The 11,843-nt window shown below is 33.3% G+C and carries 12 protein-coding genes; 4 read left to right on the top strand and 8 right to left on the bottom strand.

Going from position 1 to position 11,843, the window contains the following annotated elements; all coding sequences use genetic code 11:
* Positions 1–71: 71 nt before the first annotated feature.
* Together FEZ18_RS05460 and FEZ18_RS05455 are read right to left on the bottom strand one after the other, a co-directional pair.
* The gene (locus FEZ18_RS05460; RefSeq protein ID WP_153267374.1) at positions 72–1,166 is read right to left on the bottom strand and encodes an SdrD B-like domain-containing protein; all 1,095 of its coding nucleotides are present in this window, start codon (positions 1,164–1,166) and stop codon (positions 72–74) included.
* Positions 1,167–1,248: 82 nt separating this feature from the next.
* Positions 1,249–3,036 carry an OmpA family protein gene (locus FEZ18_RS05455; RefSeq protein WP_153267373.1) on the bottom strand — a complete coding sequence of 596 codons (1,788 nt, stop codon included), beginning with the start codon at positions 3,034–3,036 and terminating at the stop codon, positions 1,249–1,251.
* Positions 3,037–3,482: 446 nt separating this feature from the next.
* Between FEZ18_RS05455 and FEZ18_RS05450 the strand changes: the two genes are divergently transcribed.
* Positions 3,483–3,665 carry a hypothetical protein gene (locus FEZ18_RS05450; RefSeq protein WP_153267372.1) on the top strand — a complete coding sequence of 61 codons (183 nt, stop codon included), beginning with the start codon at positions 3,483–3,485 and terminating at the stop codon, positions 3,663–3,665.
* A gap of 375 nt (positions 3,666–4,040) precedes the next feature.
* Complete coding sequence (locus tag FEZ18_RS14660) at positions 4,041–4,466, top strand: hypothetical protein (protein WP_228122884.1); 426 nt, start codon at positions 4,041–4,043, stop codon at positions 4,464–4,466.
* A 180-nt stretch (positions 4,467–4,646) separates the two neighbouring features.
* Here the strand turns inward: FEZ18_RS14660 and FEZ18_RS05440 are convergent, their stop codons facing one another.
* The 6 genes from FEZ18_RS05440 to FEZ18_RS05415 form a co-directional block, all read right to left on the bottom strand.
* Entirely contained in the window at positions 4,647–5,108 is a 462-nt protein-coding gene (locus tag FEZ18_RS05440; protein WP_153267370.1) for a hemerythrin domain-containing protein, read from the bottom strand.
* Positions 5,080–6,294 (bottom strand): hypothetical protein, encoded by a 1,215-nt coding sequence (locus FEZ18_RS05435; RefSeq protein ID WP_228122882.1) that lies wholly within the window; start codon positions 6,292–6,294, stop codon positions 5,080–5,082. Before FEZ18_RS05435 ends, FEZ18_RS05440 begins: the two co-directional genes overlap by 29 nt.
* 145 nt (positions 6,295–6,439) lie before the next feature.
* The gene (ric, locus tag FEZ18_RS05430; RefSeq protein ID WP_153267369.1) at positions 6,440–7,171 is read right to left on the bottom strand and encodes an iron-sulfur cluster repair di-iron protein; all 732 of its coding nucleotides are present in this window, start codon (positions 7,169–7,171) and stop codon (positions 6,440–6,442) included.
* Positions 7,172–7,222: 51 nt separating this feature from the next.
* Positions 7,223–7,657: an RrF2 family transcriptional regulator gene (locus tag FEZ18_RS05425; protein ID WP_153269057.1), complete on the bottom strand. Its 435-nt coding sequence runs from the start codon at positions 7,655–7,657 to the stop codon at positions 7,223–7,225.
* 769 nt (positions 7,658–8,426) lie between these two features.
* Positions 8,427–8,774: a hypothetical protein gene (locus tag FEZ18_RS05420; RefSeq protein ID WP_153267368.1), complete on the bottom strand. Its 348-nt coding sequence runs from the start codon at positions 8,772–8,774 to the stop codon at positions 8,427–8,429.
* Positions 8,774–9,748: a polyprenyl synthetase family protein gene (locus tag FEZ18_RS05415; RefSeq protein ID WP_153269056.1), complete on the bottom strand. Its 975-nt coding sequence runs from the start codon at positions 9,746–9,748 to the stop codon at positions 8,774–8,776. The genes FEZ18_RS05420 and FEZ18_RS05415 overlap by 1 nt, the downstream gene beginning before the upstream one ends.
* Before the next feature lie 121 nt (positions 9,749–9,869).
* Between FEZ18_RS05415 and FEZ18_RS05410 the strand changes: the two genes are divergently transcribed.
* A complete protein-coding gene (locus FEZ18_RS05410; RefSeq protein ID WP_153267367.1) occupies positions 9,870–10,481 on the top strand; it encodes a TetR/AcrR family transcriptional regulator in 612 nt (203 codons plus the stop codon).
* On the top strand, positions 10,478–11,818 hold the full coding sequence (locus tag FEZ18_RS05405) for a TolC family protein (protein ID WP_153267366.1): 1,341 nt from the start codon (positions 10,478–10,480) through the stop codon (positions 11,816–11,818). The genes FEZ18_RS05410 and FEZ18_RS05405 overlap by 4 nt, the downstream gene beginning before the upstream one ends.
* Positions 11,819–11,843 lie beyond the last annotated feature (25 nt).

Raw genomic sequence — 11,843 nt, 5'->3', positions numbered from 1 at the left:
ATTAATAAACCCAAAACCCATCAAATAAAACAGATGGGTTTTGGGTTACAAGTTTAATTTTTAAACGTTTTTTACGCTCTACAATTAAAAAACTGCAGCAATTCTACTTGATTATTAGAGACCGTTACCGTAGCCGTTCCTGTTGTGGGGTTAGATGGCAGCCAACCTGTTTGATTTACTATTTCGATGGTATAAGTCCCGTTTGCTAAGCCAGAGAAAAAAGCATCGCCATTGGCGTCTGTAGTTTCTGTTCTGATAATAGTTCCAGAAGCATCTTTTAAATTAAAGGTCCAACCGCTTCCTAATTGATCGCTACCGCTATCAAATTTACCATCACAATTTTCCTCCAAAATATTTAAAACACTTATCACGTTGTTTACACAACAACCTTCAATATTGTTAGAAATAGAGGCGTCTCCATTGCCTGTGGTTAAATTACCAAGCATTGAAAATCCTAGAACAATAGCATTGGTATTCACTAAAAAAGCGCGTATGCTATAACTTCCAGCAGATAGACATAGATTTGATTCCGTCCAGTTTTGCGCTTCGGTACTGGTCCAAATATAAGTTGGGCTAGTAGATAATACAGCGTTGGTAGCATTATCTATAAGTTGTAAATACACTTGATCGTCTCCTTTTAAACTAAAATTAAAATCGATACAAGTGTCTTCAATAATACAAAAAGGTCTCTCGAACACATAAGGCACTCTTACGCCTTCATTATTTAGTGCATTATTACAGCCAAACGAATCGCTTGTGCCTAAATCTATGGGCGCTAAAGTGGTAGTGCCTGTTTGGTTCACCCATGCATCGGCACCAAAATTAGCGAAATTAATAAGGTAGGCACTACCATTTATTGTAGAAACTAATGGACTAGTACAATTTAATAAGGGCGGATTATTAATAACGCGCCAAAAAGGATCTATTATGCCTTTCCCTGGGGGAATAACGTTACCACCAACATCAATGCCGGTTGATAAATTAAGTTCAGACTGTAAATTACAATGAATAGAAGGGTCTGGCTCAGTGTTTGGTAAATAAGCACAAGCTTCTTCGTTACTGCAGGATAGGCTTAATAGCAAAATGAAAAGGCAGGCTATCTTGAATGTGTTATTAATGATTATATTTAAAATTGAACGCTGTGGTACGAGTTCTATATTTGTCATGATTTATAAGTTTTATACAAGGCAGCAGCAATCGGCTGCCTTGTTGAGGTTAATGTGAGATATCAAATTAAAATGAACGGTATTAAAAACACACCACTTTAAATTCGGTTCTTCGGTTGATGCGGTGCTCATCATCTGTACAGGGTGCGTTATCTTTACATTTGGTGTTTTTTAGTTCGCTTTCACCAGCACCACGGGCTATTAATCGATCTTTAGAGATGCCTCTGTTTACAATATAATTTACGGTTGCATCGGCACGACGTTGCGATAATAATCTATTGTATTCATCGGAGCCTTGACTATCGGTATGCGAAGACATTTCTACCTTTATATTGGGGTTATCCTGCATCAGCTTTACAATACGCTCTAGATCTTGAATGGAAGCTGGTAATATTTCAGCTTTATCTAAATCGAAGTTAATATGGTCTAAACTTATGGCTTTACCACAAGGGTCGATACACATTTCGAAAGCGATAAATAAAGATTGATTTCGGTTGTATGAGCTTGTTAAAACCTCTACTTTGTTGGAGTAATAGCCGTCTTTTCTACCCTTTAGTGTAAACCTTGAGGCTTGTTTTAAATGAAAAATAAAATGACCCTCGGCATCAGAAAGGCTCTGTTTTTCTGTGGCATTTATTTGATCTGTAAGTGCGATATCTACGCCTTGTAAACGTTCGTTATTATTACATTCTGTCACATGACCTTTAAGAATAAAGTTTTCATTAGTGTAATAAATTGTTTTTTGAATGTGATGTCCTGTTTCCTTGCAGCTTGTAAAGGCATCTTTTTCAATAGCTTCATCTTCTAGATTAACACCGTAAAGTTTTCCGCTTATGGTATAGTGGTCATCAATAACATCGTTAAACACAATAACACCAAAGGCATTGGTAGTGCCACTTTGAACAATATTTCCGTTAAGGTCTTTTAAAACAACGGCTGTATTTGGTAGCACTTCGCCAGAAAACTTGTCTTTAGCAGTTATGGTTAAACCGCAACCACAAGTGGCACAACAATGCGGTGTATGATTGTTGTTACAAACTGGACAAATATTTTTAGGTTCGGCCTTAGGTTTTGTGAATTTATAAGTTAATCCCGCAAAAACTCCAATAGACGAAATATCACAATCACAGGGTTCTTCTCTAGACAGCGTTTCGCCTAACCAATTGGTTGCTGGTTCATCTGCATTGGTAACCGTTCTAAATGTTTTATAACCTGCTGAAATCCCGGATTCGTTTAATTCTTTAACGCCAAAATGTTGCATAAAATAACCACCGGCATGAATCCCCCAATTTTTATTAAAGAAATAAGTAAAACGCAGTTGACCTTTAAGAGAAAGTACGGCAGCATCTTTATACCCAGCATGAAAATTTAGTGGATATGTATTTGTGCCCGTTAAGGTGGTTGCTGTACCTTCTAAATAGGTTCTGCCGCCTTTTATAGAAGCTAGTCCTGCACGTGTATTTAATTCTGCAGTAAACTTTCCGTTTTTATGCCTAAATTGAACATTGGGGCCAATACCGTAAAACAGACGTGTTATCTTATCTTCTGTTAAGCTGGTCGCACTTATTGGCACCGATATATCGCTTGCAAAAAGGTTTGAAGTTGGGTAGGTACTTTTAGGCACGTTTTTTATGTAATCTACGTCGGCACCTAAGCCAAACCAGTTCCAGTAATAGTCTAAGGAAAACCCTAAATCCAAGCCACCTTTATAATCGATGTAGGGTGTGTTGTTTTTATAAGTTGGAAAATCGTAACCCACTCTTGGAGCGACCTGAAAATAATTGTGTTCTAATGGCTCTTGTTGAGCCATGGCAAAAAATAAGTTGGTAAAAACAAATAGAACAAGTAGTAATTTGGATAAATTCTTCATTATAACAGTGCTTTAAATTATACGTTTGCACTTATATAAAGCGAACTTATCTTTTGTTACCCTAATATTCCCGAAGATTTTTTTTCTTGAAATTTCACTATTGTAAATTATAGACCTAATGCCTTGTTAGATTTTTATAGCCTGAATAAAATAATTGAATTGTTTTAGGGTGTGAGAATTTTAAAAACCAACTTCTATGTGGTTTTATTAGATTTAGAATGAAAGGGCATTTATTATGTTTAGGGCTTCTCGTTTTTTAAAACTAAAATTACCTGAAGTTTAAGTTTAAAAAAATGATAAAACAACAAATGAAGCCTAACCTAATTCAGAAGTATAACTTTTATTAAAAATACAGTTATGTTGTGTTTAATGTGAAGAAGCAATTAACGAATACAATTGCTTAATAATGAAAATTATGTTATATTTGACTTTATAATCAAAAAGTTATGGCAACTCTTTCAGCAAAAAAAATAGAAGGAAAAGATAAAGAAGAAAAAGCTTCTAAAGTTAATACTCCAGAAGTTCGTAGTGCTATTGTTCGAATTGCTCATAAGCTTTCTGCAAATAGCTCTAAAGGACAAGTAGTAAAAATAGGTAACAAATATTATCGCATCAAGGAGCTCGGATAGTAAATGAATATTGCATTTACATCTATACTTATTTTTATTCTTTTAGCCCCAGGCTTTCTATCGAGAATTGCCTTTAACTCTTCCAAATTAAGTGTCCGTAATCCTAATCGAAATCTTATTAATGAATTAACTTGGTCAATAATTCCTTCATTGACAATTCATATTGTTGCAATCACTTTGATTGAAAGGTTAAGTAATTATTACGTTGATTTTAATCAATTAGGCAATCTCATATTAGGAGTAACTTCGGAAAATACAGTTGGGAAAAGTTTTAACCAATTAAGAGAGTTTATTTATCCTATTTTCTTCTACAATTTTTCAGTTTTTACTTTTTCATTTTTGATTGGATACGGAATTCAAAAAGTCATCAGGAAGTTGAGATATGACAAATCAATTAGGTATTTAAGATTCTCAAATAAATGGCATTACATATTTACAGGAGAGTGTTTAGATTTTCCAGACGTCCCTGATGACTTTGAAGAAATAACAGATAAGATTATTAATGTTTTATGCAAAGTTAATGGAAGAAATATTCTTTATACGGGTGAATATTTCAACTATTATATCGACAGCAATGGAGACCTCGAAGCTATCCATCTGAAATATCCAATTAGACGGTATTTGGAAAAGGATAATGGTTCTATTAATGATTATTATCAAATAGAAAGTCGGTATTTAGTTATACCTAATTCTGATATTATAAATATTAATTTCAGATACTTTAGTAGAACAGAACTGTCCGAGAGCGATTTAACCGCTGAAGAAATTAAAAACCTAATAACTCTTACTGGAGAAGAGTAGCTTATACAAAACACTACACTCAACACGATGCTTTAAGCAATCCTTGGTTTTGTGCTAAATCTAAAAGCAGTTGTATATTTATAAAGTGAGTACTAGCTTGAAAATGAGTCCTTTTTTTTTGACGCACTGCTCATAGCCCAAACGTTATGTCTAACCAGTAATTTTTGAGAAAAGCATGAGTTATCTCCAAAATTCATCATCTATCTTGTCTTCAAAGGCTTCTGTTTGATGAATTTTTTCAATTTGAAGCAATTCTTCCTCTGTAGCTATGTTTTGAATTTCTGGGAAGAGTATCCGTTCTTCAAACCGAATATGTTGGTCGAGTTCTTGTTCAATTTTACTTAATGTTTTGGTATCATTAGCAGTTTCAGCAAACAATTGTTTTATGCGTTTATGGTCTGCCAAAGCTTTTTTTATGAGCTCGTGATTCTCTTCTAAAATAGGGAAAATGTGTGTTTCTTCCATTTCAAAATGCGGAATCAAATGATTTTCATAGAACCAATTTGCATAAATCCTGATGCGTTCTGGAGCAATATTCTTACTAAATCCAGAGCGTATTTTCCAAGAGAGTAATAATCCAAAATGATGTTCTCGGCTTAAAGGTTGTAAGGCTTTATGTCGTTTTTGTGGTTTCTGTTGCATGATTTTTACAGGTTATAATATTGAATAATAAAAAGGCAATTCCTAGTGGCAATAAGATGCTAAAAAGAAAAAGTAATAGGTAATACTGAGATAGTATCCCGTAACCAAAATAAAACTTGGCACCTTGAATAACCAATAATAGTTCGGTTAAAAGAAAACCAATAATAAAAATATAAATACCAATATAAAGACTTTTGGTGTATTGAACTAATTGGCTTTGTAAAATAAAAGAAAACAGGAAGCCCGATATTACACCGAGCATAACTAAATGAATAAAGCCGACTACAAAATTATGGTGTTTATAAACTACTGCTGCAAACTCTGGAAAAACTGATAAAGATTGAAGGCCTATTTTTAAACTAAAACAAAGCAGAGCAAAACCATAGGTATAAAATACCAGTTTACTTTGTTTAAGTTTAAGCCATTGAAGCTTAGGTTTTATTAGTTTGAAAAATAAAAATAACACGAAGACTTGCAGGAAAACGCCAAATCCATTAATCCACAGCAGCACGACATGCGGCGCATGCCATTGCACAGGTAAGGCTAATGTTAGTAGGGTTGATAGTATGAGTAATGCAAAAAACGCCCTAAAAAGTTTAGAATCGGGAATGTTTAGAAAATGAAAAAACACAGCAATAACCGCTATTAAAAACCAGCCGTTAAACTGAAAATGTAAAAAGAATTGTATGGCTATTTGATAAAAAGCCGAAGCTTGCCCAAGCATGGAAACAGCAGGGCCAAGACACCATACCCCCAAGGTAGACATAAGCATAAACAACAGAGATGTTTTTAATAAGCGCGAGGTAGCGGTCGACTTGGTTTTGTGGTGTCTCCAAATTAAATACACAAAGTAGTAACTGCAAAAAATATGTAAGGTTGAAAATGTTATGGAAATGGTAGCGTAGCCTTGAATGGGGAAGCTTATCATCATCCCAATTACCGAAATCTCTGTAAGCCAAAACAAAAAATTAAAAACTTGATGTTTAACTGGTATAAAATAATAAACCAATAAAGCGTAAAGCATTAAATACACCCAGCCTAACATGGCTACATGCGAATGAGCATGAGTTAGAAACCGATAATTCACATGGATATCACCAATAAACGAATAGCGTAGCGCCAAACCCATTAAGGCGGCGATTAAAAAATTAATTAAACATACAATTGTGAGCTTTTTAAGCATCATATTATTTTTTTTAGCTTTATAAATTCATTTGTAAGAGTGAGTCAGCTTGAAATAATGCCAATAACAATGTTATAAAAAAAATTCCAGATGATTAATTGAATAACCTTCTGGAATAATTTACAAAACAGATAAAAATTGACTTTTGCTAAGCAAATTGTTGCTCTAGTTTTATAGCTCTAGGAAATAAAATGTTATTTTCTAAATGGATGTGTAGGTGTAAATCTTTTTCAAATTCTTCCAACATAGCAAAGGCTACTCTGTAGGTATTACAGGCGTCTGCTGGCGGGTTGTAATTATTTGTAAGTTCAGCAATTTCTCTAAAACGCTCCCCTTCGTTATCGTGTTCTTGCATCATCGTTTCAATTGGGTTTTCAACCGTTTGAAACTGTGGCGATTCTACTGCGGTTTGTTTTAATTTAGCAGCAACCAATTTTTTTACAAAAGGGAATAATATAAGTTCCTCTTTTTTTAAGTGTGATGCCAAATCGCCTACCGATGCGGTAAACAGTTCGTTTATTTTGTGTAATTCTGGATGACGCTCACCGTGTACACGGCATAATTTATTTAAAAACTGTTGTAATACAGGTGTTTTTTCCTCAATATAGCGGTGATGTTTTTTTTCAATATAATCGATTAGCAAATCTAATGGCCACGATTTATAATCTATAGACTGTTCTCCTTTAACGCTTAAAACGCTATGAAGTTCATCTATTAAAATTGCACTATCTATTCCTTTTTTTTCGCAAGCTTCTTGAATGGATCTATTCCCGTTACAGCAAAAATCTATTTTATATTTTGAAAATACTGCGGCTGTTCTATAATCTTCGGCTACAAATTGTGCAATTTGTTTTTCTGAATCTTTTTGTAATGTTTCCATAACTATTTATTTATTTCGGATATTCTTATCCTATTTATACTCAAATTTTTTTTATACTTTTAAAAAGGAAGTGCCAGATTTTATATCTAGTGCTAATTCCTCTAAACTAGTGTGCTCTAGCATGTGTTTTAACTCGTCTCGAATGGTTTTAAACTTTTCGTGTACAGGGCAAGGATGCGCTTCATTGCAAGTATGTAAACCCAGACCACAACCCTTGTAAATAGAATCGCCATCAATGGCATTTACAATATGACTAAGTTTTACGTTGGCAATTTTGTTTTTATCCATTTCAAAACCACCATGAGCACCTTTCACAGAGTTTACGATATTGTGTTTTACCAAGGCTTGTAAAATTTTCGCGGTAAAGGCCTGTGGTGAATCTATTTCTAGTGCTATTTCTTTAGGGCTCACGCGTTTACCCTCAAAAGAGTTTATAGCAATAAAAATAGATGCTTTAATACCGTATTCGCAAGCTTTAGAAAACATATTTTGCATGTAATAAGGCTACAAAGATAAAACTTTATTTTATATGGGATAAAATTATCTTAATTAAAAGTAGCTTTTAATTGAAATTTGATTGTTTTTCGTGTTTTTAAACATTGGTAACGAGGTTTTGCTGCGAGAGTTGTGTATTATTCTTATGCAAGCTTTTATTTTTTATCATTAATGTCCGACAAAAGACATAAGACCGCTTCGCTAATAGACATAAGAACCAAGACTTTATTCTAACTAACTGATAAACAGAAGTGCTTTAATTAACAAAATAGCTCCTTTAAATCTTAATAATTAATTCAAATAAGCAAGGTGACATTTTAAAAAACGTGCAAAGTTCTTAATTTTAAAAGGATTGACAGCATTATAATATTTTTAATCGGACACTAGTGATTTTTTATGGATATTTAGTTTGCCAGATAAATTTAGGGATTCGATAAGGCTGACTTGTTTGTTACCAATTAAAAAGCCCACGTAACGCATGTTTACGAGGGCTTTTAAGACTAAATCCAATAAAAACTCATGTTGATATTACTGCATTATGGTATTACAATTTTAAGTTCTTTTCGCGTCCTAAATCGGCCAGAAATGGGAACCTAAACCATAAGTAGTAATATTTATTTAGCCAAAAGTAATACTTATTTGTTGTTTAAAAAAAATCTTTTTAAGATGGCGACTATTTAAATATTTACTAATTTGAAATAGAGTTTGTTATCTATTAATTTTTGTGGGAAGAATTGTATCGGGATTAGGAAGTTTTTGTTTAAAACCTGTTTTTATACCAAACTTTTTGCCACTCGCGCTGAAGAATGAGAAAGGTAACTTCTTCTGATAGTTGCCGCATATCACTACCGTCTAAACGTTTTATTTTAGGTTCAGAAACATCAATAATGTAAAGTAGATTTAGGTATTCTGAAAAATTGTTTTGAATAAGTTTGTAAACGGTTTCGTGTAATAAAAGCTTTAAACTTGTGGGTAAAACTTCTTCATGGAAATCCATATCGATATTGGCCAATAAAAAATCTTTATTGAGTTGTTGGATCAATTTGGGGTACAAATTTAATTGATTGGCTTGGTCAACTAAAGCATCAAAAGTAGTTGGTAGTCGCATTAAACCGTTCTATTCATTAAGTCGTTGCCAAAGTTTTTTAGAAGTGTTTTTTTGTCCTCAGATATCTGTAAACCCTCTAAAACCAAAAAGGCTTTTTTGGTATACGCTTCAATGGCTTGTTTTGTGGCTTCAGCCGAGCCGGAAGCTTTAAAGATTTGCTTTACAATATCTATTTTATCTTTAGAAGCTTTATAGTTATTAGAGAATATTTTTTGCAATTCCTCTTGGTCTGCTTTATTCGAAAATTCAAGAGCTTTAATATATAGGTATGTTTTTTTATTTTCAATAATATCGCCACCTACCTGTTTTCCAAAGGTTTTAGGATCTCCAAAAGCATCTAAATAATCGTCTTGAAGTTGGAAAGCAATGCCTAAGTTTCTACCAAATTCGTATATGTTGTTTTGATCTTCAATAGAGGCTTGAGCCACAATAGCTCCCATTTTCAAGGCTGCCGCAACGAGGACAGCCGTTTTGTATTCAATCATTTTTAAATATTCACTAACCGTTACATCGCTTCTATTCTCAAAATCTACATCGTATTGTTGGCCTTCACAAACTTCTAAGGCCGTTTTACTAAATAGTTTTGCTAGAGTTTGAAAAGTGTTAGTCTCGTAGTTTTCAAACAGCTGATAAGCCATAATGAGCATGGCATCACCAGACAGGATACCAGTATTTATATTCCATTTTTCGTGTACGGTTTTTTGGCCACGACGTAATGGCGCATCGTCCATAATATCGTCATGTACTAAAGAGAAATTATGAAAGACCTCAATACTTAAGGCCGCTGGTAAAGCCTTTTGGTAGTCGTTATTAAAAATATCGGCTGCCATTAGTGTTAAAACTGGTCGTAATCTCTTACCACCTAAATTTAAAATATATTGAATAGGCTTGTATAAACTTAGGGGTTCTTTTACAATGGTATGATTGTCTAAAAATGAAATAAATTCTGCTCGGTATTTTTCTGTAGTATGCATGATGCAAAAATAACGTAAATCGCCATAATTAAAAACTGGAATGTTCATGTTATTAAAAAAATATTAAACTGAGGAAACTTTTTTGTTTTATAAAGTTTTCTGTCGTAATTTCGCAAGCATTATGAGGGAGAAAATATTAATTTGTGCCACAGAGTTGTTTTTAAACTTGGGATTTAAAAGTGTTACCATGGATGATATTGCTACTGCTTTAGGGATATCAAAAAAAACAATTTATCAGCATTTTGCAAATAAAACGAAACTGGTTGAGGCTGCTACCCACAAGTTGTTTGTAACGGTTTCTTGCGGTATCGACCACATTTGCGCTTTAGAAAAAAATCCTATTGAAGAGGTGTACAGTATTAAACAATTTGTTTTAGAGCATTTAAAAGATGAGAAATCGTCTCCGCAGCACGAGTTAAAAAAATATTACCCAAAAATATTTAAAGACATAAAAAGCAAACAATTTGAAATAATGCAAACCTGTGTAATTAGTAATTTAAATAGAGGTATTAAACAGGGGTTGTACAGAGATTCTATCAATGTCGATTTTATAGCGCGATTATACTTTAATAGTATGATTGTAATTAAAGACCGAGACTTGTTTCCTTTAGAACTATTCTCGTCAAATATGATTATTCACGATTATTTAGAATATCATTTACGTGGTATTTGTACCCCAAAAGGACTCGAAATATTAAAACAATTTATAACATCAAAGCCCAAAAAACAATGAAAAGCAAACTAATGTTAATTTTTAGTTTATTCTGTTCTATATTGGTATATGCGCAAGAAAACAAACAATCTTTTTCGTTACAAGAGGCCATAGATTACGCTATAGAAAACAGTAGAACCTCAAAAATTGCAGCCCTAGATATTAAAGCAGCAGAAAAAGAGAAGTGGGAAACGACAACCATAGGCTTACCAAATATTAGTGCTAATATAGATTATAATAATTGGTTAAAACAACAAGTCTCTTTGCTACCAGCAGAGTTTTTTGGGGGTAATCCGGGAGAGTTTGCAGAGGTGGCTTTTGGTACAAAACAAACGATGACTGGTACTGTGGTGTTAGATCAATTAATTTTTGATGGCTCTTATCTAGTCGCCTTACAATCGGCCAAAGTGTTTTTAGAAGTTTCAAAAAATGCCAAAGAAAAAACAGATTTAGAGGTAAGAAAAGCGGTGATTAATGCCTACGGAAATGTACTTCTTGCAGAAGAAAGTATAGGTATTTTACAACGCAATATTTCTGTTTTAAAGAATAATCTCAATGAAACGAGCAAAATTTTTGAAAACGGTTTAACCGATGAAGAAAGTGTTGAACAATTACAAATAACATTGGCTGGATTAGAAAGTAATTTAAATAATACCACGCGCTTAAAGACTTTGGCTTACCAAATGTTGAATATAACCTTGGGTGCAGATCTAAACACGAATACCGTCCTTACAGATAACCTAGAAAGTTTAACAGCGCAAAATCTGGGTTTAGATTTGCTTAACGCTGAAGAAAACATTGAAAACACCTTGGATTATAAAATTTCATTAAACGAAACAAAAGCTAAAGAGCTCTTTTTAAAACTAGAAAAAAGTAAAGCCTTGCCAACATTAAGAGCATTTCTTAATGCAGGGTATTCTGGGTTTGGTGAAGATTTCGATTTTTTAAAAAAAGAACAAAATTGGTTTGGTTCTTCCATGTTTGGTGTGAGCATGAATATTCCTATTTTTAGTTCTGGTGGTCGAGGCGCTGCAACACAACGCGCTAAAATTAATTTGGAAATAGCTCAAGAAACCTTAACCGAAACCGAACAGAAATTAAAACTTCAAATTGCATCGGCAAAAAGCGATTATCAATTTGCTGTTGAAGATTATTTTAATAAAAAGCAAAATTTAAACTTAGCCGAACGTATTGAAAAGAAAAACCAAACCAAGTTTTTTGAGGGTATTGCAAGTAGTTTTGACCTAAGACAGGCTCAAACACAACTATACACCGTACAACAAGAATTTTTACAAGCCATGCTGGATGTTATAAACAAAAAAGCAGCATTAGAAACGGTATTAAATCAAATAGATTAAAAGCAGTCAAAATAATAAGAAAAAT

Source organism: Oceanihabitans sp. IOP_32, from assembly GCF_009498295.1.
In the GTDB taxonomy this organism is placed as follows: Bacteria; Bacteroidota; Bacteroidia; order Flavobacteriales; family Flavobacteriaceae; genus Wocania; species Wocania indica.
The sequence above is the reverse complement of the archived record's forward strand: the minus strand, read 5'-3'. Positions and strand labels throughout refer to the sequence as shown.

Excerpts from the sequence above, each read along its gene's own strand:
- FEZ18_RS05455 (WP_153267373.1), bottom strand. The coding sequence starts at position 3,036 with ATGAAGAATTTATCCAAATTACTACTTGTTCTATTTGTTTTTACCAAC.
- FEZ18_RS05405 (WP_153267366.1), top strand. The coding sequence starts at position 10,478 with ATGAAAAGCAAACTAATGTTAATTTTTAGTTTATTCTGTTCTATATTG.
- FEZ18_RS05450 (WP_153267372.1), top strand. The coding sequence starts at position 3,483 with ATGGCAACTCTTTCAGCAAAAAAAATAGAAGGAAAAGATAAAGAAGAA.
- ric (WP_153267369.1), bottom strand. The coding sequence starts at position 7,171 with ATGGAAACATTACAAAAAGATTCAGAAAAACAAATTGCACAATTTGTA.
- FEZ18_RS05425 (WP_153269057.1), bottom strand. The coding sequence starts at position 7,657 with ATGTTTTCTAAAGCTTGCGAATACGGTATTAAAGCATCTATTTTTATT.
- FEZ18_RS05435 (WP_228122882.1), bottom strand. The coding sequence starts at position 6,294 with ATGATGCTTAAAAAGCTCACAATTGTATGTTTAATTAATTTTTTAATC.
- FEZ18_RS05440 (WP_153267370.1), bottom strand. The coding sequence starts at position 5,108 with ATGCAACAGAAACCACAAAAACGACATAAAGCCTTACAACCTTTAAGC.
- FEZ18_RS05410 (WP_153267367.1), top strand. The coding sequence starts at position 9,870 with ATGAGGGAGAAAATATTAATTTGTGCCACAGAGTTGTTTTTAAACTTG.
- FEZ18_RS05415 (WP_153269056.1), bottom strand. The coding sequence starts at position 9,748 with ATGCATACTACAGAAAAATACCGAGCAGAATTTATTTCATTTTTAGAC.
- FEZ18_RS05460 (WP_153267374.1), bottom strand. The coding sequence starts at position 1,166 with ATGACAAATATAGAACTCGTACCACAGCGTTCAATTTTAAATATAATC.
- FEZ18_RS05420 (WP_153267368.1), bottom strand. The coding sequence starts at position 8,774 with ATGCGACTACCAACTACTTTTGATGCTTTAGTTGACCAAGCCAATCAA.